Source organism: [Clostridium] celerecrescens 18A, assembly GCF_002797975.1.
GTDB classification, from domain to species: Bacteria; Bacillota; Clostridia; order Lachnospirales; family Lachnospiraceae; genus Lacrimispora; species Lacrimispora celerecrescens.
Genome location: NZ_PGET01000001.1, coordinates 4835539 through 4862068, shown reverse-complemented (window position 1 = coordinate 4862068; position 26530 = coordinate 4835539). Strand labels below are relative to the sequence as shown.

21 protein-coding genes are annotated in these 26530 nt (G+C 46.1%); 5 read left to right on the top strand and 16 right to left on the bottom strand.

What is annotated here, in order from left to right; translation table 11 throughout:
- The first annotated feature begins 24 nt into the window (after window positions 1-24).
- Together H171_RS22145 and H171_RS22140 are read left to right on the top strand one after the other, a co-directional pair.
- The gene (locus tag H171_RS22145; RefSeq protein ID WP_100307060.1) at window positions 25-2460 is read left to right on the top strand and encodes a GH36-type glycosyl hydrolase domain-containing protein; all 2436 of its coding nucleotides are present in this window, start codon (window positions 25-27) and stop codon (window positions 2458-2460) included.
- Window positions 2461-2530: 70 nt separating this feature from the next.
- Window positions 2531-3172 (top strand): peroxiredoxin, encoded by a 642-nt coding sequence (locus H171_RS22140; RefSeq protein ID WP_100307059.1) that lies wholly within the window; start codon window positions 2531-2533, stop codon window positions 3170-3172.
- A 66-nt stretch (window positions 3173-3238) separates the two neighbouring features.
- On the opposite strand, the gene H171_RS22135 is transcribed toward H171_RS22140, so the two are convergent.
- From H171_RS22135 to H171_RS22095, 9 genes are all read right to left on the bottom strand, one after another.
- Complete coding sequence (locus tag H171_RS22135; RefSeq protein WP_100307058.1) at window positions 3239-4435, bottom strand: dicarboxylate/amino acid:cation symporter; 1197 nt, start codon at window positions 4433-4435, stop codon at window positions 3239-3241.
- Window positions 4436-5237: 802 nt separating this feature from the next.
- A complete protein-coding gene (locus H171_RS22130; protein ID WP_100307057.1) occupies window positions 5238-6677 on the bottom strand; it encodes a carbon starvation CstA family protein in 1440 nt (479 codons plus the stop codon).
- A gap of 145 nt (window positions 6678-6822) precedes the next feature.
- Window positions 6823-7566, bottom strand: coding sequence for a LytR/AlgR family response regulator transcription factor (locus H171_RS22125; RefSeq protein ID WP_100307056.1), 744 nt, complete (start codon window positions 7564-7566; stop codon window positions 6823-6825).
- Entirely contained in the window at window positions 7563-9311 is a 1749-nt protein-coding gene (locus H171_RS22120) for a LytS/YhcK type 5TM receptor domain-containing protein (RefSeq protein ID WP_100307055.1), read from the bottom strand. Before H171_RS22120 ends, H171_RS22125 begins: the two co-directional genes overlap by 4 nt.
- Window positions 9312-9443: 132 nt before the next feature.
- Window positions 9444-10478: a LacI family DNA-binding transcriptional regulator gene (locus H171_RS22115; RefSeq protein WP_100307054.1), complete on the bottom strand. Its 1035-nt coding sequence runs from the start codon at window positions 10476-10478 to the stop codon at window positions 9444-9446.
- A gap of 22 nt (window positions 10479-10500) precedes the next feature.
- The gene (malQ, locus tag H171_RS22110) at window positions 10501-11979 is read right to left on the bottom strand and encodes a 4-alpha-glucanotransferase (RefSeq protein WP_100307053.1); all 1479 of its coding nucleotides are present in this window, start codon (window positions 11977-11979) and stop codon (window positions 10501-10503) included.
- Between the two features lie 54 nt (window positions 11980-12033).
- On the bottom strand, window positions 12034-12903 hold the full coding sequence (locus H171_RS22105) for a carbohydrate ABC transporter permease (protein ID WP_100307052.1): 870 nt from the start codon (window positions 12901-12903) through the stop codon (window positions 12034-12036).
- The gene (locus tag H171_RS22100) at window positions 12903-13745 is read right to left on the bottom strand and encodes a carbohydrate ABC transporter permease (RefSeq protein ID WP_025230144.1); all 843 of its coding nucleotides are present in this window, start codon (window positions 13743-13745) and stop codon (window positions 12903-12905) included. Before H171_RS22100 ends, H171_RS22105 begins: the two co-directional genes overlap by 1 nt.
- Window positions 13746-13963: 218 nt before the next feature.
- On the bottom strand, window positions 13964-15361 hold the full coding sequence (locus tag H171_RS22095) for an ABC transporter substrate-binding protein (protein WP_100307625.1): 1398 nt from the start codon (window positions 15359-15361) through the stop codon (window positions 13964-13966).
- A gap of 469 nt (window positions 15362-15830) precedes the next feature.
- Here H171_RS22095 and H171_RS22090 point away from each other — a divergent pair, with 469 nt between their 5' ends.
- Entirely contained in the window at window positions 15831-16583 is a 753-nt protein-coding gene (locus H171_RS22090) for an SIMPL domain-containing protein (RefSeq protein ID WP_100307051.1), read from the top strand.
- A gap of 129 nt (window positions 16584-16712) precedes the next feature.
- Here the strand turns inward: H171_RS22090 and H171_RS22085 are convergent, their stop codons facing one another.
- The 3 genes from H171_RS22085 to H171_RS22075 all read right to left on the bottom strand — a co-directional run bounded on the left by H171_RS22085 (window position 16713) and on the right by H171_RS22075 (window position 21108).
- Window positions 16713-17624, bottom strand: coding sequence for a mechanosensitive ion channel family protein (locus H171_RS22085; protein ID WP_100307050.1), 912 nt, complete (start codon window positions 17622-17624; stop codon window positions 16713-16715).
- A gap of 42 nt (window positions 17625-17666) precedes the next feature.
- On the bottom strand, window positions 17667-19976 hold the full coding sequence (gene glgB, locus H171_RS22080; protein ID WP_100307049.1) for a 1,4-alpha-glucan branching protein GlgB: 2310 nt from the start codon (window positions 19974-19976) through the stop codon (window positions 17667-17669).
- An 82-nt stretch (window positions 19977-20058) separates the two neighbouring features.
- A complete protein-coding gene (locus H171_RS22075; RefSeq protein WP_100307048.1) occupies window positions 20059-21108 on the bottom strand; it encodes a DUF3810 domain-containing protein in 1050 nt (349 codons plus the stop codon).
- 179 nt (window positions 21109-21287) lie between these two features.
- Between H171_RS22075 and lepB the strand changes: the two genes are divergently transcribed.
- Window positions 21288-21854, top strand: a complete 567-nt coding sequence (gene lepB, locus H171_RS22070) for a signal peptidase I (RefSeq protein ID WP_166433644.1) — start codon at window positions 21288-21290, stop codon at window positions 21852-21854.
- Window positions 21855-21903: 49 nt separating this feature from the next.
- Here the strand turns inward: lepB and H171_RS22065 are convergent, their stop codons facing one another.
- From H171_RS22065 to H171_RS22050, 4 genes are all read right to left on the bottom strand, one after another.
- Window positions 21904-22767: an NAD(P)-dependent oxidoreductase gene (locus H171_RS22065; RefSeq protein WP_100307047.1), complete on the bottom strand. Its 864-nt coding sequence runs from the start codon at window positions 22765-22767 to the stop codon at window positions 21904-21906.
- A gap of 25 nt (window positions 22768-22792) precedes the next feature.
- Window positions 22793-23239, bottom strand: a complete 447-nt coding sequence (gene rpiB / locus H171_RS22060; RefSeq protein WP_025230152.1) for a ribose 5-phosphate isomerase B — start codon at window positions 23237-23239, stop codon at window positions 22793-22795.
- Between the two features lie 122 nt (window positions 23240-23361).
- On the bottom strand, window positions 23362-24501 hold the full coding sequence (aroC, locus tag H171_RS22055; protein ID WP_100307046.1) for a chorismate synthase: 1140 nt from the start codon (window positions 24499-24501) through the stop codon (window positions 23362-23364).
- Window positions 24502-24619: 118 nt separating this feature from the next.
- On the bottom strand, window positions 24620-25675 hold the full coding sequence (locus H171_RS22050; RefSeq protein ID WP_100307045.1) for a lactonase family protein: 1056 nt from the start codon (window positions 25673-25675) through the stop codon (window positions 24620-24622).
- Window positions 25676-25990: 315 nt separating this feature from the next.
- Between H171_RS22050 and H171_RS22045 the strand changes: the two genes are divergently transcribed.
- A complete protein-coding gene (locus H171_RS22045) occupies window positions 25991-26524 on the top strand; it encodes a helix-turn-helix domain-containing protein (RefSeq protein ID WP_092242480.1) in 534 nt (177 codons plus the stop codon).
- The last annotated feature ends 6 nt before the right edge of the window (window positions 26525-26530 follow it).

The window sequence follows — 26530 nt, the reverse complement described above, 5'->3', positions numbered from 1 at the left end:
TAATCAGAAAGGGGTTATTCGATTATGAAATATGGATATTTCGACGACCAGGAAAAAGAGTATGTTATTACAACCCCAGATACTCCCCTTCCGTGGATCAATTATCTGGGCAGCCAGGATTTTTTCTCCCTGGTTTCCAACACCGGGGGCGGCTACAGCTTCTATAAAGACGCAAAGCTGTTAAGGCTGACCAGGTACCGCTATAACAACGTCCCCCTGGACAGCAACGGACATTACTATTATATCAATGATAACGGCACCATCTGGAATCCTGGTTGGCAGCCCACCCAAACACCCCTTGATTTTTATGAATGCCGGCACGGACTGGGAGTTACCCGCTACCAGGGAATAAAAAATGGCTTATCTGCCGCAGTTACAGCCTTTGTGCCCTTGCATGACACCTGTGAAGTCCATAAGGTTATCCTGAAAAATGAAAGCGGAGAATCAAAAGATTTTACTCTGTTCTCCTATGTCGAATTTTGTTTATGGAATGCCGTGGATGACATGACCAATTTTCAGCGGAATTTAAGCACCGGAGAAGTAGAAGTAGAAGGCTCCGTCATTTACCATAAGACAGAGTACAGAGAGCGGCGCAACCATTACGCTTATTATGCTGTCAATTCTGATATTCAGGGCTTTGACACAGACAGAAATACATTTGTCGGTGTATACGGCTCCAGCCAGATGCCGCTTATGGTAAAAAGTAACAACTCAGGGAATTCCATGGCAAGCGGCTGGTCTCCCATCGGCTCCCACCGCTTTACGCTCCATTTAGAGCCTGGGGAAGAGACCAGTTTCATCTTTGTGCTGGGCTATGCAGAGAATCCAAAGGAACAAAAATGGACTGCTCCCAATGTCATCAATAAAGAGCCGGCCATGGCTGTTCTGTCAAAATATCAGACAGACCAACAGGTTGATGATGCCCTCGCCGCATTAAAGCATTACTGGGAAGAGCTGCTTTCCAACTATACCGTCACCATGGCCGATGAGAAAACAGCCCGTATGGTAAATATCTGGAACCAGTATCAGTGCATGGTGACCTTTAATATGTCCCGCTCCGCCTCCTATTACGAATCAGGCACCGGCCGCGGCATGGGCTTTCGGGATTCCTGCCAGGATCTGCTTGGGTTCGTACATATGATCCCGGAAAGGGCCAGAGAACGAATCATCGACATTGCTTCCACCCAGTTTGAGGATGGAAGCGCCTATCACCAGTACCAGCCTCTTACAAAAAAGGGAAATATGGACATCGGAAGCGGATTCAACGACGATCCTTTGTGGCTCATTGCCGGTGTATCAGCTTATATCAGGGAAACCGGGGACTTAAGTATTTTAGAGGAATCCGTACCCTTTGATAATGACCTGGAGAAAAGCCAGCCGCTTATGGAGCATTTGAGACGTTCCTTCCAATTTACCAGAACCCACCTGGGCCCTCATGGTCTGCCTCTTATTGGGCGGGCTGACTGGAATGACTGTCTGAATTTAAACTGCTTTTCTACAGAGCCCGGAGAGTCCTTTCAAACCACCGGTCCCTCGGAAGGACCTGTAGCAGAATCCCTGATGATTGCAGGGATGTTTGTAAAATACGGAAAAGAGTATGCTGAAGTTTGCCGTTTGATGGGATTAAAAACCGAAGCAGTGGAAGCAGAGATTTCTGTACAGAAAGTATACGATGCCGTGATTCAATATGGCTGGGATGGCAGTTGGTTTTTGCGCGCCTATGATGCATTGGGCAATAAGGTGGGATCCAGAGAATGCAGGGAAGGACAGATCTTTATTGAACCACAGGGTTTTTGTGTCATGGGTGGTATCGGTATTACTGAAGGCCATGCAAAAAAAGCTTTGGACAGTGTAAAAGAGAAACTGGATACGGCCTGTGGAATCGTTCTGCTGCAGCCGGCATACACCGGTTACCAGGAAAGTCTTGGAGAGATCTCCTCTTATCCTCCTGGCTACAAGGAAAACGCAGGCATTTTCTGTCACAATAATCCCTGGATCTCCATTGCAGAAACCATGATCGGAAGGGGGAACCGGGCATTTGAGGTCTATCGGCGCACTTCTCCCGCCTATATGGAGGACAATAGTGAAACCTATAAAGCAGAACCTTATGTTTATGCACAGATGATTGCAGGTAAGGATGCGGCTCATTTCGGAGAAGCCAAGAACAGCTGGCTGACGGGAACGGCTGCATGGTCATTTGCATGCATTTCCCAGTATATCTTAGGGATCCGTCCTGGTTTTAACGGGTTAATCGTAGACCCATGCCTGCCGGATTCCATCGGGAAATTTTCCGCCGTCCGGAAATTCCGGGGAGCGGATTATTATATCCATGTGGACCATACCAAACAGAGGGATCATGGGACTCGTTCCATGCTGGTGGATGGGGAACCTGTGGAAGGAACGGAAATCCCTTATGTGGAAGGAAAAATGGAATACCATATTTCCCTCACTTGGGTATAAGTGATAATAATTATGAAACACCTCATTGATATTGTCATATAATAACATGAGTCAATTTCAAGGATCAGTTATGAACGTTAACATTGGCATGAAAGCCCCTGATTTTACTGCTATGACAACATTTGGACCGCTGAAGCTGTCCGATTTCAAAGGACAATGGGTTATTTTATTTTCTCACCCAGGCGACTTTACGCCTGTATGCACGACCGAATTTATCGCTTTTGCACAGGCGAACGATCAGTTTGAAGCATTAAATACAAAACTGATCGGTTTGAGCATTGACAGTAACCCCTCCCATCTGGCATGGGTAAATCAAATCCGTTTATTAACGGGCGTTCAAATTCCTTTTCCAGTCATTGCAGACCGCATGGCTGAGGTTGCAAACCTTTATGGCATGATTGCCCCGGATGTCAATAAGCAGGAAACCGTTCGAAATGTTTTTTTCATTGATCCAAATCAGATTATTCGTGCGATCCTTGTTTATCCTCTGACAAACGGCAGAAACATTTCTGAAATACTGCGCCTGTTAACCGCTCTTCAGACGACAGACAAATACGGCGTAGTAACTCCTGCAAACTGGATGCCTGGCAATTCTGTCATGGTTCCTCCGCCTGGTACTTATAATCAATCGTTGGAGCGGCTCAATGAACCTGAAACATCGGATCTAAATTGTGTTGATTGGTTCTGGTGCTATAAAAATGAGCCTTCTTAAATGCTGTAACAAACACCCCCTGCAGCCAGGAAACGGTTGCAGGGGGTGTTATTTTATAGTTTGTTTTTATGAAATTCCTGATTCGATTTTTTCTCTTTTTATTCCATGCTTTTCAGCGAATCCGGTCAGAATCATGGTCAATGCACCGTCACCGGTTACATTGCAAGCTGTGCCGAAGCTGTCCTGCAATGCGAAAATGGTCAGCATAAGGGCCGTTCCTGTTTCATTGAAGCCCAAAACTCCTGTTATAAGACCAAGAGATGCCATTACTGTTCCTCCTGGAACGCCGGGGGCGCCAATAGCAAATACACCTAATAAAACGCAGAACAACAACATGGTTCCGTAGGACGGAAAGGCTCCGTATAGTATTTTTGAGACAGTCATTACAAAGAATACCTCTGTTAAAACGGAGCCGCACAGATGAATGTTGGCAAACAGCGGAATGCCGAAATCCACCATATCATCACGTAAAGTAGGCTGTGACTTTTTCGCACAGCGGAGTGCTACAGCCAGGGTAGCAGCTGATGACATAGTACCTACTGCGGTAATATAAGCAGGTCCGTAATTTCTGATGACATCCATCGGATTCTTCCCGGAATAAATGCCGCCGACTGCATAAAGCAGTGCCAGCCAGATAAAATGTCCTATCATCACGATAAGAACAACCTGAAAGAATACCGGAAGCTGCCTGGTAATGGTTCCCTCGTAGGAGAGGGCACAAAAGGTAAATGCGATGAATACAGGCAGCATAGGGATAACAACTTTTGTTACGATGGAAAGCACGATTTCCTGGAATTCTTCCAATGCTTCGGTAATTACCTTTGCCTTTGTCCAGGTAGCGGCCAGACCCAGGAGTAGGGAAAATACCAGTGCGCTCATTACCGGCATGATCTGCGGGATATCCAGCTGGAACACGATTCCAGGAAGATCCTTAAGTCCGTTTACATCGGTAGCAATGGACAGATAAGGAATCATGACGTAGCCGGCCGTCATGGCGAAAAGTGCCGCTCCAATGGAAGATATATATGCAACAGTAACTGCTACGCCCAGCATTTTGGAAGCATTATTGCCCAGCCTTGTAATCGAAGGAGCGATAAAGCCAATGATAATGAGAGGAACACAGAATGTAATAACCTGATTTAATATGTATTTCACTGTCACGACTAAATTCATGACACGTTCGCCTGCTACCTGTCCGATCAGGATCCCCAGAATAACCCCCAGAAGTAATTTAAAAGGTAAACTACTTATTATTTTTTTCATACCTATTCTCCTATCATGATTTTAATAATTTCTTCGTTGGTTTCTATATCCCCTCTTTCCCCAACCTACCAACATTTTTAAGTGTGGTCTCCACACCTTTGGAAGCGATGCCGCCGCCATGTTTCCGTCTTTCTCAATGAGAACGATATTGGTATGGTAATTGGATTCCAAAAGAAAATCCGCTTTTATTGTGTTCTGTCCTGACCTCCGTTTCTTACATAAATTCTTTCATCTGAATGATCTGTTCCTTCGTTACCGCCCCAATAACCTCCAGCTCTTTCCTGGCTTCCCTGCCACGATACCCGCTGCCACCGCAGCAGAAATGCCCTTTAAATGGCCTATTTTGGGAACAATCACAGATATTAGGTTTTTGTAATGCTTCCCTCGCTAAGTCCTCTCTGCAATATCATTGATCTTCCGGAAAATACATACCAATATGTACGGATTTCTAAGTAACTTTAATGTACCATATAAACACATGTATGTATAATTTAATAATTTTATGATAACATTTAATATTTTTAAATCAACGAAAGAACGGTTAAACAGTCCCCTTTTACAAGGACACAAAAAAGGAGGCTATAATGGAGTCTTTCTACAGAACTAAAAGAGAGCTTATTCAAGATGGAAATTTTTCTACTCTCAAATAAGCTCGCATGGAATTTCTGAATTCATAGAATCGTATTACAATACAAAGTGAATAAGCTCTTCACTTAAGTACCTTTATCCTTATGACACAGCCTCTTTTTCAGTGTTTACTGACAGGGTACCTTTTACACTTTTACTCTAACCCTTTAAAAGATTATGCTGTAGCCTTTTCCTCTTCTGAGACATTGGAAGTATCTTTGCCTTTGCCAAGAATACAAGTATAAACGAATACTCCAAAGCATACGGCGGCAAACAGGATACCAGCCGGATAAGCAATGCCGGTGGAAAGCTGGAACCCTTCCTTCGCGATCAGAATGTAAGTAAAGGATACTGCGGACATAAAAGTTGCCGGAATTACTGTGATCCAGTAAAAACGTTTCCTCTGGAATAAATATACACTTGCGGACCAGAGCGCAATCATGGCCAGGGTCTGGTTGCTCCAGGAGAAGTACCTCCATACAATCTGTACATCAAACTGAGTCAGAACGGAGCCGACTGCCAGAAGAGGAATGGTAAGAATCAGCCGGTTTTTAACAGGCTTTTGGTCCATTTGGAACCAGTCGGCCAACGTCAGCCTGGCACTTCTATAAGCGGTATCTGCTGAAGAAATGGGGCAGGCAATGACTCCGATCATAGCGATGACCGCACCCACGGGCCCTAAAAGTTTAAAGCAGATTTCATAGACCACGCTGGATTGTCCGTTGCCCAGTGCGGTTAAAAGACCACCGGTACCGTCGTAAAATGCAACACCTGCAGCCGCCCAGATCAGAGCGATCACACCTTCTGCCACCATTGCACCGTAAAATACCTTACGGCCATCCTTTTCATTGGTAAGGCAGCGTGCCATAAGTGGAGACTGGGTTGCATGAAAGCCGGAAATAGCACCGCATGCAACAGATATGAACATGGTCGGCCAGATGGGAGTTTCTGATGGATGAAGGTTTGACAAGGTGATTTCAGGAATATAGTAACCTTTTAAGAGAATGGCCCCTCCTACCCCCAGCGCCATAACAATCAAACAAATGCCGAAAAACGGGTAGATCTTTCCGATTACCTTATCGATAGGGACAAATGTCGCAATAAAATAGTAAATCAATACTACAGCAAGCCAAAAGCGGGAATCAAGTATATCCGGTGTCAGCATGGCTAAGAGATTTGCGGGACCGGTTGAAAAGGCAACCCCGACCAGAACCAGAAGGATCACGGAAAACACCCGCATGACCTGCTTCATGGTATTCCCTAAGTATGTACCCGTAAGCTCAGAAACACTGGCTCCTTTATGTCGCATGGACATCATGCCCACCATATAATCATGGATGCCACCTCCTAAAAGGGTACCAAGGGTGATCCACAGGAATACGCTGGGACCCCAGCAGGCTCCGGCCAGAGCACCGAAAATTGGCCCCAGACCTGCAATGTTTAAAAGCTGGATCAGAAAAATCCTGAGCGTTCCCATTGGTACATAATCACTTCCGTCTGTCATCGTCAGAGCAGGGGTCTTTCTATCATCCGGGCCGAAAACCTTTTCAGCCACCTTGCTGTAGGTTAAGAATCCGATGATCAGCAGTGCCAGACATGCAAAGAAACTTATCATATTCATACCTCCTGTAAAATATTATGAAAACCATTCCTATCACCGATTATACAATAATATGTACAAAAATAAATGATATTTGTATGAACGTAAGTGCTAAATGCACAAAAGGCAGAATGACTGTCATAAACCGGAGAGAAGTTTTTTAAATTCCGATGAGCTGTCTTAAATGTTTGACTTTTTCCCTGCCTACAGGAAGGATATTTTGTTCAAATCCCTGCATCTTGACCGCCATACTGTTGCCGGCCCAGGGAAACATTTCTGCGATGTAGTTTAAATTGACCAGATAGCTCTTATGGATGCGGCAGAAGCTGTAAGGCACCAGGCGTTTTTCGTATTCTCCCAGCAGCTGGTTTTCCGTGTAATCCTTTGAAACAGTATGTATGATACAACTTCTTAGGCAGGTTTCAATATAAACGATCTGGCTGATGTCCAGCAATGTGATGGTACGGTTCACGCAGATAGGCATCCGGTTGGCTGGAAATGACGGGAACCTGTCTTCCGCCGGTATCTTTTCTTTTTGCAACCTGGCCAGATCCCGGCTGCATTTTTCAAGAACCAGCCGTACTCTTTCCGGATCAAAGGGTTTCAGGATATAATTACTTACCCCCAGTTCAAATGCCTTCACCGCATATTGGGAGTAGGCCGTGGCAAAAACAATCTGCGCCTCCGGCAGCATGCGCTTAACCGCCGATGCCAGCGTAGTTCCTTCCATATCATTTAAGTTAATGTCCAAAAACAGAAGATCAAAAGACTGGTCTTCAAGAAGTTCCAGAGCGGCTGCTCCGCTGCCGGCCTCTTTAATCAGGCTGTCCGGCAAAATGGATAAAATCTGATGGATCAGCTCTTTTCGGGCAGGACGCTCGTCATCGATCACTGCAATTTTCATGATGATACCTCCATTCCATTGTTTTTATGACTTATGGTTGCGGCAAGCTCTTCCATATACCTGAATTCTGAAACTGCCGCGGGGATCAGAAAATAGACCTTGGAGCCACTTTCCGAGCTTTGAATGTGAAGTCCGTTCTCCTGTCCGTAGATGCTCTTTAACCGCTTATGGACGTTTTCCAGTCCCACACCACCATAGCTCTGTCCTGCATACAGCCGTGTAAGAATCTCCTGGGGAAATCCCGTACCATTGTCAGAAACCGCTATTTCGATCCGGTCCACGTCTGCATGGGCTTGAATGGACACCAGACGGTTTCCCATTTGATCGGCACCGTAACGGATGGCATTTTCCACCAGGGGCTGGAGAATAAAGGCGGGAACCATGCAGTTTAAATCTTCCTCAATGTTGATTTCTACGCATAGACTTTCTTCAAATCTCGCTTTTTCAAGATCCAGATAACTTGAGATGTGATAAAGTTCCGTATGCAGGTTCAGCATATACTGGTCATTTTCCAGAGTCTGCCGGTAGTAGGTAGAGAGGGAGCGGAGAAGTTCCCTTGCCCTGTCCGGGTTCTCCCGGCTGACGTAAGAAATTGTATTTAGCGCATTGTATAAAAAATGTGGGTTTACCTGGGACTGCAAGGCCTTAAACTCCGCTTTGCGCCGCAGCTTTTTCTGGTATTCCAGATAAGAAAGCTCCAGCTGAGTGGAGAAAAGCCTGGCCAGTTCAGAAGCAAAACTTAAGTCAGATCGTGAACTGTGCCAATGCTTTTTAACTACCATGGTCAGGCTGCCGATGATATGGTCCATTTCGATCAGGGGAGCGGCTACAATCATGTGGTTTTTTAATATGGGATAAAAAGGATCGTCTTTTTCTGCATAATCAAAAATAGTAGAATTCCGGTCATGTAAAGAGGCGAGAATAGGAGCCAGGATAGAATCTCCTTTTAAGGCGCATAACCCTGCATCGGATTTCATAGCCAGGATCTTCCGGGTATCCGTGATCAATATGGCGGCACAGGACGTGGATTGATAAATGATTTCCGCAGCAGCCTCCATATCCTTCGTGCTGTATAAGCCCTTACGCAGATGGGGCAGGCTCTGCTCCACAATCCCCAGTGCAAGTCTCATTTTTTCTGCAAACTGGCTGTCTTCCTCCATAAATACCATGTTAAAGGTTCCTAAAAAGATGATCATGCCCAGGGCATTCATGATGATCATTGGAAATGCGATCACCTTCACCAGCTGTATGGCCGCCGGAAAAGGCCTTGAGATTAGGAGAATAATTGCCATCTGTCCCGTTTCGACCATAGCGGTGAGCAGGAATATTCCGGTGCTGTCTATTTTTCCCATTTTGAAACGGCGGGAGAAAATACATCCTGCAAGGCCTTCCATCAAGGTGGATAAGGCACAGGAAACGGCAGTAAAGCCGCCGATATCAAAAAAATAACGGTGCAGCCCTCCGATCAGGGCCGCCCCCATACCGACCCATGGACCCCCTAACAGGCCGGCCGCTAATACGCCGATCACACGGGTGTTAACAATGGCTCCCTGTTCATGCACACCTGTATAGGTGGAAATAATGCTGACAAGACCGAATATGGCTCCCAGGGATACCGTGCAGCCGGCAGAATTTTTATCGTACAAAAGCATACTGCGTACGATGGGAATTTTGGTCAGCAAAGTGGCGATGAGCACCAGGAGGCCAATATTTAACAGGAGACTGAAAAACATGGTATCAGGCATGGAAAATCCCTCCTTATCAAATGTGAGATATAATAAAATTATATCAAATAATAAGTAAAATTGCAGCACTATTGACAAATTTACTCATTACTTTGCATTTGATCCGGAGGGATTGCTTATTGACATGGGAAATTATTTTACTCTTCTTGTAGACTCTCCTTCTACCAGCTCGGCCTTAAAAACCGTTTTCTGATGCTCTGCCTTATTCTTGATCACATCAAATAAGATTTTGATGGTAGCCTTTGCCATCTCTTCCACCGGCTGGCGGATGGTGGTGATGGACGGGTTATAGTAGCGGGCAATATCAAGACCGTCATAACCGGCCATACAATAATCTTCCGGTATCCGCATGCCATGCTCAAAGATGGCTTTGCAGGCACCGATGGCAATGCTGTCTGAGATCGCATAAACAGCCGTAAATTCCGGTTTTTCATTTAGAACGCGGTTCATCATCCGGTACCCGTTTTCCATGGTATAGCATTCCTCGCATTCCTCTGAAAATATGATCAGAGATGGGGAAGGGGTGATGCCGTTATCCAAAAGAGCCTTTTTGTATCCTTCCAGACGGAGGCGGCCGATGCTCTCATCATCAGAAGGAGCGGTCAGAATAAGGACTTTTTCATGTCCAAGTTTACATAAATAGTCCGTCATTTTGTAGCTTTCTGCGTAGTCATCTACGGATACGCAGGAAAAGTCAGGAGATTCACCCAAGTACTCTGTCATTCCGATGGTACTTAACACATAAGGAACGGTCAGCTGTTCCAGCTCTTCCCTGCTGTGGGAAAAATATCCCCCAAGAAACACGATTCCCCTTGGCTTCTTTTCCTTGATCAGTTCCAGAGCCACATCTACCTCATCCTCCTGCTCATCGACCCGCTGCAGGATGAATGAGTATTTCTTTTTCTGGATCTCCTCCTCGAAGATACGGATCATCTTGCTGAAAAAGGGATTGCCGATCCCTTTGATCAGCACCGCGATTGCCCTGGAATCGGTACGTTTTAAGTTCCGCGCGCTGTTATTGGGAATATAGTTGTTTTCCTTAATCACCTGCATGATCATGTTCTTAGTCTCTGGATTGATATCCGGATGGTTATTAATGGCCCGGGATACGGTACTCACACCCACCCCGCACAATCTGGCTATATCCTTTATATTAATGGAGTCCATCAGAAATACTCATCTCCTTTCCTCACGCCCTGCCGTATAGCCTGGCAATTTTTCTGCATTTTTCCACAATCTCTTCTGTTATTTCCCCGGAAACCATACGCCATCTCCAGTTTTTCCCCAGGGTGGAAGGTACATTGATCCTGGCCTCCCCGCTTAGGCCCAGATAATCCTGCACCGGTACCACCGCCAGCTTGGCTACACTTGCAAGGGCCAGACGGATAAAATCCCAGTGAATCTCTTCTCCCGGCGTTTTTCCGTTATTCATATAGTCAATGGAAAGCTGGCGGTCCTCCTTGGACAATTCTTCATACCAACCCCTGATGGTATTATTATCATGGGTTCCCGTATATACCACGCAGTTCTGTGTATAGTTATGAGGCAGATAATCGCTTTCTTCTCTGGAATCAAACGCAAACTCCAGAACCTTCATACCTGGGAATCCCGTATCCTTTACCAGCTTTAAAACCGATGGAGTCAAAAAGCCAAGGTCTTCCGCAATGATATCCAGTGTCCCAAACCGTTCCCTCATCTTATTAAAAATATCGATTCCAGGCCCTTTTTCCCAGGTTCCGCGAACAGCATTCCCGCTTCCTGCCGGAATGGAATAATACTCATCAAAGCCGCGGAAATGGTCCACCCTCACCACATCGTAAAGGCGGAAGCTGTATTCCATTCGCTTCATCCACCATTCGTAACCTGTTTTTCCATGGTAGTCCCAACGGTAAAGGGGATTTCCCCATAACTGTCCGGTGGCGGAAAATCCGTCCGGCGGGCAGCCAGCTACAGCAACAGGCTCACAGGCTTCATCGAACTGGAACAGTTCCGGATGAAACCAGGAATCTGCACTGTCAAATGCCACATAGATGGGGATATCGCCGATGATCCTGATGCCCTGTTCTCCTGCATAAGACTTTAACCGGCTCCACTGTTCTTCAAATTTCATCTGAAGGAAGCCATAAAATCCAATCTCATCTGATAATTCCTTTTCATACCTGGAAACTGCCTCTTCTTTTCTAAGACGGATATCTTCTTCCCAACAGATCCAGCTCTTTCCTTTAAAATGATCCTTAACCGCCATGTAAAAGCAGTATCCGGCCGTTTCCTCTCCAAGATGTCTCCCGGGTTCATCGGATGTATGTCCCTGCTCTTTCCACCGTCCATAAGCCTTCCTCAACAAGGGAAAACGGTTATAATACATTTTCTCATAGTCAATATCTCTCGGATCATCTCCAAAATCCATGGCTTCGCATTCCGCTATGGTAAGCAGTCCCTCTGCAGCCAGCTCATCTAAATCAATAAAATACGGATTTCCCGCAAATGCGGAGAATGACTGGTAAGGAGAGTCCCCATAACCGGTAGGCCCCAGCGGGAGTATCTGCCAATACTGCTGACCTGCTTTTTTTAATAAATCTATAAATTCATATGCCTCTTTTGAAAATGCCCCGATCCCGTATTTTGACGGAAGGCTTGCAACTGGGAGCAACATACCACATTCCCGCATAATCAGTCTCCTTTTTCTGTTAATACTGCTAGCAATGAGCCAATCGCAGACTTCCTAGCCTTTTACCGCACCTGCAGCTACGCCCTTTATGATATATTTCTGACAACTTAAATAAAATACAATGATAGGAAAAATCGCCAGAACCAGCATTGCCATCATGGCTCCCATATCAATGGAACCATATCCTCCTTTTAGGTTCTGAATAACCATAGGTATTGTACCTTTTTCCTGAGGAAGAATCAAGCTAGGAAGTAAATAATCGTTCCAAATCCACATGGCATTTAAGATGGCAACGGTCACTGCCGTAGGCCTTAACATGGGGAATACCACATGAAAATAAGTCTGAATGGGGGAACAGCCGTCGATCATAGCCGCCTCTTCGATTTCAAGGGGAATGGCCTTAACAAAACCGCAGAATAAAAATACTGCCTGCCCGGCGCCAAAGCCCAGGTAAAGAAGCACAAGGCCGTACATGGAGTTTAAATACAAGTCATTTGCAGTCTTTGACATGGTGAACATGACCATCTGGAAGGGCACGATCATGGCAAATACAAAGACGTAATATAAAACGTTTGTAAATACGGACTTCACTCTGGTTAAAAACCAGGCTGTCATGGAGGTGAACAGGATAATCGCTGCCACAGAAGCTACCGTAATAAACAAGGATCTGCCAAAAGCCGGGAACAGCCCTGTTTTCCGGATGCCTTCCACATAATTGGTAAGCCCTACATAAGTTCCTGCCTTAGGAAGCTGAAACGGCGCATCGCTGATAAACAGCTTGCTCTTAAAGGAGTTCATGAAAACCAGGACAATCGGGAACAAAAATGTCAGGGAAAGGACGGCTAATACAGCCGTTAAAAACGCTCCCGTGGTTTTTCCCACTTCCATTTGCTGAGCTTCCATATTTCTTCTCTTTCTGCTCATCAGTTCTCCACCTCCTTACGACGTGTTAATGAAAGCTGGGTCAGGGATATGACCGCAACCATAAGAAAGAACACCGTGGCCTTTGCCTGCCCCACCCCTTCCCAGCCTACTCTGCCGTAAAAGGTATTGTAAATATCAAGGGCCAGCATGCTGGTCTGCCTTCCCGGTCCGCCTGCAGTCAGCGCAAGGTTCTGGTCAAACAGCTTAAAGGAATTTGTCAGGGTCAGAAACAGACAGATGGTAAAGGACGGCATCACCATAGGGATCATGATTCGCTTTAAGATCTGGAATCCGGTAGCTCCGTCGATCCTTGCCGCCTCAATCAGTTCTCCCGGAACATTTTGAAGCCCGGCAATGTAAATAATCATCATATACCCGATCAGCTGCCAGTTCATTAGGATCACCAGACCCCAAAAGCCATACTTGGCGTTAAAAGAGAGGGTAACCCCAAATCTTGCAAGAATACCGTTTAACAGAAGCTGCCAGACATAACCTAACACAATGCCTCCAATTAAGTTTGGCATGAAAAATACGGTCCGGAACAGGTTGGTCCCCTTTATCCCTCTTGTGAGGACATAGGCCAGTAAAAACCCCAGGGTATTGATGCTCACTACCGACACAATGGTAAACTTCACGGTAAATACCAGTGCATTGATAAAATTCCGGTCCATAAATATCTTTTTATAATTTGAAATCCCCACCCAGGAGGCATCCTTTACCGTAGTGAATTCCGTAAAGGATAAATAAATACCTATGATAAACGGGTACAGGAATGCAACGGTAAATGCAGCCAGTGTGGGTAGAACAAATATTGGAAAGTACCGTTTCATTGACTTTTGCATAGCAGTTCTCCTTTCTTTTTTACTGTCCATACTTTTGGGACAGGGCCCGCCACGCTTTACAGCGTGCCCCGCATCATCGGGCATCGGGCTCATAGGTATACCCGCAGGGTATTCTATAAAACTCCTCGATGAGCTGAGGCTGATCGAATTTCTTGTATGAAAATGGGTGAGGCATCTCCCCCGCGCTCACCCATTTCCCTTAAAACTTCTTTCTATTCTTATTTTGTCATAGCTTTTTCGTTTGCCCAATCGGCCTTCATGTCATCGACTACTGCCTTCCAGTCTTTGCCGCCCTGAGCGTATTCAAGCAGGGATGCTCCGAAGTTATCTTTAAAGGTCTGGCTTGGGAAGGAGGTAAAGTTCCAGGACACAGAATATAAGTCTTTGTTGTTCATATAGCGGTCGATCTCTTTGGCCAGAGGATCGGTTGGTTTTTCATCTGCTGCAAAGGTATCAAAAGGAGCGATAAAGCCCAGCTTGTTGGTTACATAATCTTTACCTGTATCAGAAGTGAAGAGCCACTCCAGGAAGTCAAGAGATGCCTGCTGATCCTCTTCCTTTGCCTGGCTGTTGATGGAGAAGAAATTTTCTGTTCCAATGCAGAGTCCCTGTTTTTCCTCACCGTTAACTCCGGTGTAGATAGGAAGGAATTTCACATCTTCTTCCTTAACTGTGTTTCCGTCAACGCCGGACACCTGTCCCCAGCCCCAGTTTCCGTTCTGGACCATGGCAACCTTGCCAAGAGCAAATTCTGCCATGGAATCCTCAACGGTCTTTGCGCCTACCATCTTTGGATCTGTACAGGAGTTTTGAATGTATAAATCAAAAATGTTTTTGTAGTTGTCTGCATACTTAAAGTCAAGGGCATCCTTATCGGATACGCTGTCATCCTTATATTCATAATAAACCGGAAGGTTTGCAAGATGGGTCTGCCATCTCCAGTCTTCGCCGGGAGCAAAAGAAGTGGAAGCAAACACGCCTTCGATTCCAAGGTCTGCCTTTCTTGCCTGCATATCTTCTACAACTGCTTTCAGGGAATCAAAGGAATTGATCTCTTCCATGGATTTTGCCTTTGCGCCGTCAAGAGCAAAATACTTCTTCATAATGGCATCATTATAAATAATTCCGTAGCCTTCCACTACGTAAGGAATGCCGTAAACTCCATCTCCATCTTTTACAGCCATATCTTTATCAACCAGATGTCCGTATATTGTGGAATCCTTTAAATCCTTGCAATATTTTGCCCAGGACTTATAACCGATCGGTCCGTTGATCTGAAACAGTGTAGGCGGTTCCTTTTTAGCCACCTCAGATTTTAAGGTTTGCTCATAAGTACCTGCTGCCGCTGTCTGTACCTTCATGGGCACACCGGTTTCCTCTGTATACTTGCCCGCAAGTTCCACCCATGTGTCTGCAACTTCCGGCTTAAAGTTCAGATAATAAATCTGTCCTTTGGCCTCTGCCGTATCATCAGACTTTGCCGCAGTGGTTTCCGCTGCCTGAGTTTTCTGCTCCGCCCCTGATGTCTCCGTCTTCTTGTTGGAAGCACAGCCTGCAAGTGTTCCGGCCGCCATTGCTGCAGCCAAAGTTAGTACTGCCAGTTTTTTAAGTTTCATAATATCCTCCTTCCGTGCATTTGCACCTTCCGGTTGATGGATCCGTCCACTCAACCCCCAATATTTTCCTGCATGCCTTCCACACAGAAACTTGTTTCACCTGCTTGTTCCCAGGCTTTATCTTTCCTGATCATTGGATACCAACCCTTTGGTAACGATATCGGTAACGTTTCCAATAACCTTATGGCTATAAGATAACACATTGCACAAAAAAATGCAATAGATTTAGCCAAAATTTCTTTTTTCGTTAAACCATTGCATTTTTATTTCTTTTTATAGGCACATTCCACAATTTACGCCACACAAATTGCTTTCTTCCATTGTTTTTTATCCCTAATACCCACTTTTTTCCATAGTCAGATTTTCGTAATTAAAATCTATGAAATTTGACTTAAATGTTAAGGGAAAAGAAATACTAATTCCTAAATTTTTCCTGTAGAATATAAAATATGAAAAGGAGGAAATAATTATGAGAAAAATGAATAAGCCGCTGGCTGCCGCTCTTATTGCCGCAGCCGTGCTGAGCATGACTGCATGTGCCCAGACTGGGACCGCTTCCGTACCGGGAGCCAATGTTACTACCATTAGCAACAAGGATACCAATACCATACAGGTTAGCAGCACAGAGGGAGTAAAAGTGGTTCCCGATATGGCACAGGTCAATTTTGCAGTGCTCTCTCAGGCCGGGGATCCCAAAACCTGCCAGGAGAAAAACAGCGGGGATACAAGCAATGTCATTGAATTTTTAAAGAAATCCGGCATTGATGAAAAATCCATCCAGACCTCCAGCTACGGTCTAGAGCCGATGTATGACTGGAATAATTCCGGCCAGCAGATCACCGGATATCAGATGCGCACTAGCATCACCGTTTCTGACCTTCCCCTTGACCAGGTGGGCACCATGCTTTCTTCCAGCGTAGAAGCTGGCATTAACTGCATTGACAGCGTAAATTATCTTTCCAGCAAATACGATGATAACTACAGGGAGGCCCTTAAAAAGGCTGTTGAAGCAGCCAAAGTCAAAGCAGAGGCAATTGCTGCCGCCAGCGGAGTCACCCTGGATGGAATCGCTCACATCGAAGAGATGAATACCTACCCGAATATCCGCTACTCCGCTTCTGTAGCAAAAGAAGATGCCGCAGCCGGAGTCAAATCCGTGGTTGTGGAACCAGGGCAGATCGGTGTGGAAGCCCAGGTAACCGTGACCTACCGGGTAAAATAAAAAAAGAAAAGGCGTCCCGTTCTTTCGGAACCGCCTAAAGAACGTGCACCGTATGTCAGCCATAATTATATCTGACATACGGTGCACGTTACAATTTTCAAAGATTATTTTTAAAGATTCACTTTTTTATCAGGGATGGCGCTCCTCTAACTGCACCTCCATCCGGCTATAGGGAATCTCGATTCCTGCCGCTTCAAATTCAAGCTTTACCTTTTCAAGGATCTCCCACCTGGCCGGCCAGTAATCATCTAAGGAGGTCCAGCCCCGGCCTCCGATGGTAACGGCATTTTCCGTTAAGTCGCTGACGAAAATATCTATGGGCTCCTCTTTTAAGATTCCCTTCTGACTACGAAAAATGCGATCCAAAACTTCCTTGGCTTTCTTTAAATCCGATTGATATCCGATCCCCACCAGGACATCCAGCCGCCTCTTATCCATTGCGGTCACATTGGTAAGGGGAGAATTGGACAGGGTCCCGTTTGGAATGACCACCTGCTTATTATCGCCGGTATTTAAAACCGTGTACACCAGTCCAATGGTACGGACCGTGCCTTCCCCATCCCTTGATACGATATAGTCCCCTACACGAAACGGCTTCATAAGAAGGATCAGCACTCCGCCTGCAAAATTAGCCAGGCTTCCCTGAACTGCCAGACCTACGGCAATACTTGCAGACCCCAGCAGAGCCACGATTGAAGCCGAATTCACTCCTATCTGCCCTGCTACGATAAAAGCCAGCAGACAGTACATGGTGGCGTTTAAAACGGATAAGAGGAACTTTCTTAAGCTGACCTCCATATCCACTCTCTTAAAAGAGCGGTTCAGCATATGATTGAGTAACTTAATAATCCTGGAGCCAACGAAAAAAATCACCAGCGCAATGAGAAGCTTTATCCCGAATGCTATAAACTCCGGAGCCCAGCTCTTTAAGGTTTCCAACACGACATTGGGCCTTAACTGGTTTAAGTTTTCCTGTACCTCCTGCTGTAAATCCGCCAGGGACTCTCCCGGAAGTACACTGGAAACCATATAGAATATCATTTCATTACCTCCTGATCCTTTTTTATGTACGAATGAATTAAGTTATTTTCTTTTAGCCTTTGCCTTTTCAGTATATGCGGGCTTCCTGGTCTTCTTCCCTGCCAAAGCCGGCTTCTTTTCAGGGGTACAGGTAAATACCATGATGCTTAAGGGAGCAACGGTTATTTCCATAGAATCCGGCCTTTCATCCGCCTCCTTTTTCTTAGAGGTTTTTGCCCGTGGATTTACCCGGCCCTGTCCTCCAAAGGCCTTGTCATCACTGTTTAATATTTCCTTATATTTTCCCTCAAAGGGAACCCCTACCGGGTATTTCTCGTGATGCATTGTATCAAAATTACACAGAAAGAGAAGAGTCTCCTCCTTTTTCTTAGTCTTTCTTAAAAAGCATATAATGCTGTCTTTTGAATCCGTGCATTCCACCCACTCAAAGCCGTCCGGATCATAATCTAGCTGGTATAAGGCCGGCTGGCTCTTATAAAGACGGTTCAAAGCCTTTACGTAATCCTGCGTCTGCCTATGAAGGGGATATTTTAGAATCTCCCAGTCTAGACTTTTGTTTTCATTCCATTCACTTACCTGAGCAAAATCCTGACCCATGAACAAAAGCTTTTTACCGGGATGTCCCATCATAAAACCGTAAGCAGCTTTTAGATTCGCCGCCTTTTCCTCCAGGGTTTCTCCCGGCATCTTTCCCAACATGGAACCTTTTCCATGAACTACCTCATCGTGGGAGAATACAAGGATAAAATCTTCACTGTAAGCATAAAGCATGCTGGAGGTCATCTCTCCATAATGGTGCTTTCTGAAATAAGGATCATATTGCATATATCCGGTGAAATCATTCATCCAGCCCATGTTCCATTTATAATCAAAGCCCAGGCCTTCACTCTTTACATCAGCCGTGATCCGGGGCCATGCCGTGGATTCCTCCGCAATCATAACCGCCCCATCTTTTCGCCCCTTGAATATGGAATTTAAATGCTTCAGGAACTCGACAGCTTCCAGGTTTTCATGGCCGCCGTAAATATTGGGAATCCATTCCCCCGGATTTTTGCCATAATCTAAGTATAGCATGGAAGCTACCGCATCCATACGGATTCCATCCGCATGGTACTTGTCCGCCCAGAAAAGAGCATTGGCGATAAGGAAGTTGCTGACACCTGGCCTTCCGTAATTATAAATCAAAGTTCCCCAATGGGGATGTGCCCCTTGTCTAGGGTCCTTATGCTCATAAACACAGGTTCCGTCAAAGCTGGCAAGCCCAAAGCTGTCCCTGGGAAAATGAGCCGGAACCCAGTCTATAATCACACCGATGCCCTGCTTATGCATGTAATCCATGAAATACATAAAATCATCCGGCGTTCCGTAACGGCTGGTGGGCGCATAATACCCGGTCACCTGATATCCCCAGGAGGCATCCAGAGGATGTTCCATAATGGGAAGAAGTTCCACATGGGTGTAACCCATATCCTTTACATATTCCGCCAGCTTTTCTGCAATTTCACGATAATGATAGAATTCAGAACCAACAATGGCAGCTCCGTTTTCATCTAGCTCCGCTTCCTTCCGGAACCATGAGCCTAAGTGCACCTCATAAATGGACATGGGACTTTGTTTGGAATCAGACCCTGCCCGCTTTTTCATCCATTCCTGATCCCCCCAGGAATACTGGTTAATATCCCAGATCACGGAAGCATTGGCGGGACGCAGCTCACAGTAATTGGCGTAGGGATCGCTTTTAAGCTGGGGTGTCCCGTTTTTATGCTTTATCTCATACTTATATATCGCTCCTGTCTTTAAGCCGGGAATAAACAAATCAAAAATGCCGGAATCCCCCAGCCTCCTCATCTGATGACGCCTGCCATCCCACAGGTTAAAGTCTCCAACCACACTGACTCGCATGGCACAGGGAGCCCACACAGAAAAGTATACCCCTTCTGCTCCGCCTGCAGACATGGGGTGCGCCCCCATTTTTTCATAGATGCTGTAGTGAATTCCGGATTCAAACTTTTTGATGTCTTCCGACGTATAAAAGACTGGAAAGGAATAGGGATCCAGACATTCTTCTGATGTCCCATTATCGTAGGTAACCAACAGGATATAAGCTGCTGCAGTTTTGCGTGGTATAAGAGCCGCAAAAAAACCGGCTTCATCCGCAAGCTCCATAGGGTATTCCTTTCCGCTTTCCCTAAACCGGACGATCACCGATTCAGCCGTAGGAATAAATGCCTGGATAAGCAGCCCCTGCTCTGTTACGTGCGGGCCCAGAATCTCGTGGGGATTCGCTGCTTCTGAATATACAATCTCTTCAATGCCGGCCCAATCCATCAAATCATACAATTTACCATCCATACATGACTCCTCCTGGTCCCTCGTTATAGAAATATTTTATCACCAGGTCATGTAATTTTCAAGAGTCTGCCAGGAATTGGGGCTATTTCAGCCTTGCGTAAGCCAGCATTAAATCAACCATTCTGCCGTAGCTGTTAACGCCATCGGTCTGGCTGTTCAGCTTTAAATAAGTATCATTCATCCGGTTGGAAACCTCGGCAGCCTTCCCCTCGTATTTCCCCCAGAATTCATTGTTGTTTCTTAAGTCATCCCATGCCTTTTCACTAAGCTGTCCGCAGATTTCTGCGTATGCCTCCCAGTCTGCCTTTGCCAGGGCATTGGTAGCGTAAACCCAGCCGGTTAAGTATCCGCTGTAGCGGAATACATCAACCTCAGATTCAATGCAGGCCAGATAGCCGATGAAGTTGGCCTCATCCTCTCTCATGAACCCTCTTAGGTGGGACAGCTCATGGCAGACCGTATGGGGAATGTTGTAATCCGGCATGGACCGGTTATAAGTGGCCTCCACTGTAAAAGGGGAATACTGGCCGCAAAGCTGCTGGACGGAAAAGAAGTAAGACCATAGGAGTGGCTTTGGAGACGGGTAATAGCCTGCCAGCTCAGGATAAGCCTCTCCCAGTCCTTTCATGGCTTTTACGCTTTCCTTTTCCAGGCTTTTTAAGTCTGTTTCTCTTGCTATTCCTTCTCCGCACATACGGTTTACGTCTTCTGTAAGCTTTCGGCAGAGATGCTCCAGTTCCTCAACGGAAGACTTTCTCATATCCAGCCCTGAATAGCTGGAAAATGGCTTCCGGTAATAGTTGATACCACAGTTTAACGTAAACAGTAAAAAAAGGCCGGTAATGAGAAATACGGCTCTTATGAGGATCTTCTTCCTCTCCTTACGGTGGACGAAGACGTAGAAAACAGCGTACAAAATAAGCAGGTAGGTGCAGGCCTCCACAAGGGCAAAGGGAAATACCCCGGATAGCCTTCCAATGCTTCCAACCATAAACCGGTAAACACGCCTGGCATACCAGTCCCCAAATCCCGGAACCTTTCTTGCCAGTATCTGAAACAGCGTTGAAACTGCAAACATTAACGCAGAAGCTGCAATAAGCGTTCTATCCTGATTCCGGCTTTTCCCTCCCATGATCCGGCTCCCCCTGGTGTGAATTTTTTATCTTAGAATCATGTTATCATGATTTTATGGACAATCCATAGAGTATTTGTGAATATTTTCTTACCATTTTGTAAAACCCCTTGCGTTATAAATCAATCTCATTTAAACTCTGTAATGGAACCATCATGAAGGAAAAGAAGAGAGATCATATGAAAAAGAACGATAACATGCCAAAAGAACGGGAACCGTTCAGCTGGAGGGAAGAAATCATCAGTTGGATCAAGATCATTATTACCGCCGCTGTCATTGCATTTTTGCTCAATAATTTCATCATTGCAAACAGCAGGGTACCCAGCGGATCCATGGAAAAGACCATTATGACAGGAGACCGGGTCATTGGCTCCAGGCTATCCTATTATTTTGGCGATCCAAAGCGGGGAGATATCGCCATCTTCCATTTCCCTGATGACCCTACCGGAAAAACCTATTACGTAAAACGTGTCATCGGCCTTCCAGGCGACATCATCGATATCCGGGACGGAAAAGTTTACATCAATAATTCTGAGATGCCTCTTGAAGAGCCTTATCTTCCGGAGCCCATGGAACCGGAGCCTGATGCCCATTATGAAGTGCCGGAAGACTGTTACTTCATGCTTGGAGACAACCGGAATTTCTCCGCAGATGCAAGAAGGTGGAAACATAAATTCGTGGAAAAGGACAAGATCATCGCAAAGGTCCTGTTCCGGTATTTCCCTTCCATAAAAAATATTGAATAAAGTAAAAACGCAGGCTGGAGCTGCTACCCCGCCTGCGTTTTTATACTTTTTACCACTGGTAATATTTGACCAGAGCCTGTGTTCCTTCCTCTTCATGACCAGTAGCAGCCATGGATTCATACATGGAAAGCACGTGGTCAAGCACTCCAAGCCGGATACCTGCACCCTCCGCCTCCTCGGCTGCAAGCTTCATGTCTTTGATAAAATGCTTGATAAAGAATCCTGGTGCAAAGTCTCCGGAAAGGATCCTGGGAGCCATTGCATTTAACTGGGCACTTCCGGCCGCACCGGTAGCGATGGAATCCACCATGGTATCTACATCAAGACCATTGGCCTTTGCATAAACCATTGCCTCACAGACGCCTGAGAGGGCTCCTGCAATGGCGATCTGGTTGCACATTTTGGTGTGCTGTCCGTTTCCGGCCGTTCCTTCATACCGGATTGCCTTTCCCATTGCCTCAAAAACAGGGTGGCAGCCGTCATAAGCGTCTCTGTCCCCTCCTGCCAGTATGGTAAGGGTTCCTTCCCTTGCGCCAGTATCTCCTCCTGTCACCGGGGCATCCAGGGCCTTTAGCCCTGCCTGTTTTGCTTCTTTATAAATCCGTACCGCAAGCTTGGGACTGGTGGTGGTCATGTCAATCAAGCAGGTTCCCTTGTCTGCGTTAGCGATAATCCCATTTTCCCCGAAATAGACCTCTTCCACATCCTGCGGATACCCAACGATGGTGATGACCGCATCCCTGCCTTTGGAGCAGGCCTTCACATCTTCACACCATATAGCACCTTCAGAAAGGACATCTTCCGCCTTGCTTTTGGTTCTTGAATATACCGCAACCTCATATCCGGCCTTCATCAGATTGCGTACCATGGACTTTCCCATAATTCCAATTCCAATAAATCCAATCTTTTTCATAGGTTTCCCCCTTCGCAATACAAATTTATTCGTTTCTTTTTTCGATATCCATTACCATATCCACACGGCGCTGATGCCTTCCGCCCTCATACTTTGCATCCAGCCATTCCTCTGTGATCATCTTTGCCATCTCCTGGCCGATGACACGGGCACCGAAGCAAAGCACATTGGAATCATTGTGCATTCTGGAAAGCTTTGCAGTATAAGGTTCGCTGCAGACACAAGCCCGGATTCCCCTGACCTTGTTGCAGGCAAGGGAGATTCCCACTCCTGTTCCGCAGATGGCGATTCCCAGATCAGCTTCTCCGTCTGCAACCGCGCGTCCTACCTTTTCTCCATATTCCGGATAATCGCAGCTTTCTGTGGAATTGGTTCCAAAGTCGATCACTTCATATCCCTTGCTCTCTACAAATTCCTTGATGTAATTCTTCATTTCTATGGCCGTATGGTCATTTCCCATTGCAATCTTCATCATCATTCTCCTGTCATTCTGTCATTCTGTCATAGCCGGCTGAACATGCAGGCATGTTCGCCCAGCTCATTGCCCGTGTAAAATATATCCGGCATTTAACATATCATAAATGCCGGATTTTATCAAGTTTCTAAGCTTCCTTCCCCTTCTCCTGCCGTCTGCCGGCCATAAAAGGTAAGGATCCTGTCCATTCTGGAGGCCATGTTGGCAAGCAGTAAGTCTGCTGTGGTAAGTGCCGCCATGGCTTCCACTACTACCACTGCACGAGGGACAACGATAGGGTCATGGCGTCCCTTGATCTGGATCTCTGTTTCCTCACCCAGGCGCGTCACGGTTTTCTGGGACTGCGCCACAGATGGCGTAGGCTTAAATGCAGCGCGCAGAACCACCTGGGAACCATCGCTGATCCCTCCAAGAATACCTCCTGCATGGTTGGTGATCTTCTCCACACCCTTATTAAGCCCCTTACAAAAGCCATCGTTATTCTGGGAACCCAGGGAGCGGGCAGCCCCAAAGCCGTCTCCGATCTCAAAGCCCTTGACTGCTCCAATGGACATGACCGCCTTTGCAAGAGCTGCATCATACTTTTCAAATACCGGATCACCGATTCCGGCTGGAACACCGTCAATGACACATTCCACCACGCCTCCCACAGAGTCCAGCTTTCCCATCATCTCTTCTAAGTATTCGCAGGCAAGAGCCGCTGTTTCCTTATCAGGCATGAAAAGTTGATTATTATCCCGCTCCTTTATACTGAACTGCTCTGCCTTTACCTCATAAGGCCCAACGGATCTGGTGTAAGCAGTCACAGTAATCCCCAGACTCTTTAAAAAGCAGGCGGCAACAGCACCGGCCGCCACCCTTCCAATGGTCTCCCTTCCGGAGGAACGGCCGCCGCCCCGGTAATCCCTGATTCCGTATTTTTCATCAAAGGAAAAATCCGCATGACCCGGACGGTAAACCTCCATTAAGTTTCCGTAATCCCTGGAACGTTGGTCCGTATTCCAGATCACCATGGAAATGGGAGTCCCTGTTGTCTTTCTTTCAAAAACTCCAGACAGGATCTCCACCTGATCGGCCTCCTGGCGCTTTGTGGTAAATTTGCTCTGACCCGGTTTTCTACGGTCTAAGTATTCCTGGATATCCGCCTCCTCCAGTTTAAGACCCGCCGGACAGCCGTCTAACACAACGCCGATGGCCTTTCCATGTGATTCCCCCCAGGTTGTTACCTTCCATATTGTCCCCAGTGTTGATCCTGCCATGTATGTCTCTCCTTTCCTCTTCCCTGCCCATGTTTTCCGGGCATAGAGGTATGCCTGTAAGGTGTTTCCTCTCAATAGACCATGCTTTCTGGGTGTAGAGGTATGCCTTCAAGGTATTTTAATTGTCTACTTTTACGATTACGCAGCTGTTCGGTTCATTGACCTTAAGTTCCTTGCCGTTCATGACAAGAAGCCCTTTCTGATAATCAACCGTGAAAAATGTGATACTTCCGGTCTCATGGTTGATGGAAGCGATATGCTTATCATCCGGAAAAACGCAGATATCCTTGGGATAGCTGCCGCTTATGGGAAGACAGCATAAGGCTTCTAAAAGTCCTGTTTCCTTGTCCCTCTCGTAAACCGTAACAGAATTGTCCCCCGCGTTGCCGCAGAATAGATGCCTTTCGTCATTGGAGATGCGCATGGAGCATGCCGCAGTAAGCTGGCTCTGCTTTGGTCCGGCGGTGAGAACCGTCTGGATCTTCTCGATCTTAGGCTGCCGCTCTCCTGTTTCATAGGTGAACACATCGATCACATTCTTTAACTCTGAAATAAGATAGAAAAATCTTCCGTCAGAACTGAAACGGAAGCATTTGGGAGCGGATTCCAGATCGCAGTGCAGGACATCCACCAGTACCATTTCTTCATCCTTCTCATTAAAACGGTAAATCTTAACCTGATCAATTCCCAGATCAGCCACCATGATGAATTTTCCATCAGGAGTTCTTCTGGAACAGCTCACATGAGGACGGAAGTTTCTTTCTGCCACACTGCCAAGGCCCTTATGGTACACTCCGGTCACGATCTCACCTACGGAGCCATCCTCATTCAGCCGAAGCACCGTGGACTTTCCATCATGGTATCCAGATACAAAGATATACCTGTCCTCTGCATCAGTAGACAGATGGCAGCCCCTCATCCCCTTAATATTCGCTGAATTAAGTCTTGTTATCGCCCCATTCTCATGAATGCGGAAGGATACGATTCCTTCGTCCGCAATGGAGTAAAGCGTCTTCCCATCATTAGAAGCAATTACATAGGAAGAATTATCAACTTCCACCTCGCATCTTGGAATAAAACGGCCCTCTTCCACATCAACATCGTATACAGTAATCCCCTTTGCCTGTCCATTGTAGGAATAAGAACCTACATAAGCCATATACTTGCCATTCATCACACATATCCTCCTGGAATCTTCCTTAGCACGATCCTCTGAAAAAAGGCAAATTCAGGTGCTGCCTGAATCCAGAAAATCAGCCGTCCGACGCGCCGTTTGGCGATTCGGACTTCGTTGTATAAACTAAAACTATCATATCATAAATTTCATTGTTTGTTAAGGAAAAAGTTCCTTAAAAACTATTGACATACAATGAAAAAACAGTATAATGTATTTTGCTGCCTGTTTATCATTACTAAACTTTTTAGTTATTTTTATCGTCAGTTAGTATAGGTAAACTTTCAGCTTAACATAATTATAAAGGAGGAGCATATGGATATCGGTACAAAACTAAAAGAGCTTCGGGTCTTAAAGGGGCTTACGCAGGAAGAACTGGCTGACCGCGCGGAGCTGTCAAAGGGGTTCATATCCCAGCTGGAAAGGGATTTGACGTCCCCATCCATTGCTACCCTTTTGGATATTTTACAATGCCTAGGAACCTCTGTCGGCGAGTTCTTCAATGAGAGTCCGGAAGAACAGATCGTTTTCGGAAAATCCGATTATTTTGAGAAACACGATGCAGAGCTTAAGAATGAAATCAAATGGATCATTCCCAATGCGCAGAAAAACATGATGGAGCCGATCCTTCTCACCCTGGAGGCCGGCGGAGAAACCTATCCTGACAATCCCCATGAGGGAGAGGAATTCGGCTACGTGCTGCAGGGTAATATTTCCATCCATATAGGAAACAAAACATATAAAGCCAAAAAAGGGGAATCCTTTTACTTTGTATCAGATAAAAAACATTACTTAAGCAGCAAGGCCGGCGCTACTCTCATCTGGGTAAGCTCCCCGCCAAGCTTTTAACAGGAG

Bases quoted from the DNA above. Each gene is read 5' to 3' on its own strand.
- H171_RS22065 (WP_100307047.1), bottom strand. From the start codon at position 22,767: ATGAAAAAGATTGGATTTATTGGAATTGGAATTATGGGAAAGTCCATG.
- malQ (WP_100307053.1), bottom strand. From the start codon at position 11,979: ATGCGGGAATGTGGTATGTTGCTCCCAGTTGCAAGCCTTCCGTCAAAA.
- aroC (WP_100307046.1), bottom strand. From the start codon at position 24,501: ATGGCAGGATCAACACTGGGGACAATATGGAAGGTAACAACCTGGGGG.
- H171_RS22050 (WP_100307045.1), bottom strand. From the start codon at position 25,675: ATGAATGGCAAGTATATGGCTTATGTAGGTTCTTATTCCTACAATGGA.
- rpiB (WP_025230152.1), bottom strand. From the start codon at position 23,239: ATGAAGATTGCAATGGGAAATGACCATACGGCCATAGAAATGAAGAAT.
- H171_RS22135 (WP_100307058.1), bottom strand. From the start codon at position 4,435: ATGAAAAAAATAATAAGTAGTTTACCTTTTAAATTACTTCTGGGGGTT.
- H171_RS22045 (WP_092242480.1), top strand. From the start codon at position 25,991: ATGGATATCGGTACAAAACTAAAAGAGCTTCGGGTCTTAAAGGGGCTT.
- glgB (WP_100307049.1), bottom strand. From the start codon at position 19,976: ATGGATGGTAAATTGTATGATTTGATGGATTGGGCCGGCATTGAAGAG.
- H171_RS22130 (WP_100307057.1), bottom strand. From the start codon at position 6,677: ATGATAAGTTTCTTTGCATGTCTGGCACTGCTGATCATCGGATTCTTA.
- H171_RS22145 (WP_100307060.1), top strand. From the start codon at position 25: ATGAAATATGGATATTTCGACGACCAGGAAAAAGAGTATGTTATTACA.
- H171_RS22140 (WP_100307059.1), top strand. From the start codon at position 2,531: ATGAACGTTAACATTGGCATGAAAGCCCCTGATTTTACTGCTATGACA.
- H171_RS22095 (WP_100307625.1), bottom strand. From the start codon at position 15,361: ATGAAACTTAAAAAACTGGCAGTACTAACTTTGGCTGCAGCAATGGCG.
- lepB (WP_166433644.1), top strand. From the start codon at position 21,288: ATGAAAAAGAACGATAACATGCCAAAAGAACGGGAACCGTTCAGCTGG.
- H171_RS22085 (WP_100307050.1), bottom strand. From the start codon at position 17,624: ATGATATTCTATATGGTTTCCAGTGTACTTCCGGGAGAGTCCCTGGCG.
- H171_RS22125 (WP_100307056.1), bottom strand. From the start codon at position 7,566: ATGAAAATTGCAGTGATCGATGACGAGCGTCCTGCCCGAAAAGAGCTG.
- H171_RS22075 (WP_100307048.1), bottom strand. From the start codon at position 21,108: ATGGGAGGGAAAAGCCGGAATCAGGATAGAACGCTTATTGCAGCTTCT.
- H171_RS22100 (WP_025230144.1), bottom strand. From the start codon at position 13,745: ATGCAAAAGTCAATGAAACGGTACTTTCCAATATTTGTTCTACCCACA.
- H171_RS22120 (WP_100307055.1), bottom strand. From the start codon at position 9,311: ATGCCTGATACCATGTTTTTCAGTCTCCTGTTAAATATTGGCCTCCTG.
- H171_RS22105 (WP_100307052.1), bottom strand. From the start codon at position 12,903: ATGAGCAGAAAGAGAAGAAATATGGAAGCTCAGCAAATGGAAGTGGGA.
- H171_RS22115 (WP_100307054.1), bottom strand. From the start codon at position 10,478: ATGGACTCCATTAATATAAAGGATATAGCCAGATTGTGCGGGGTGGGT.
- H171_RS22090 (WP_100307051.1), top strand. From the start codon at position 15,831: ATGAGAAAAATGAATAAGCCGCTGGCTGCCGCTCTTATTGCCGCAGCC.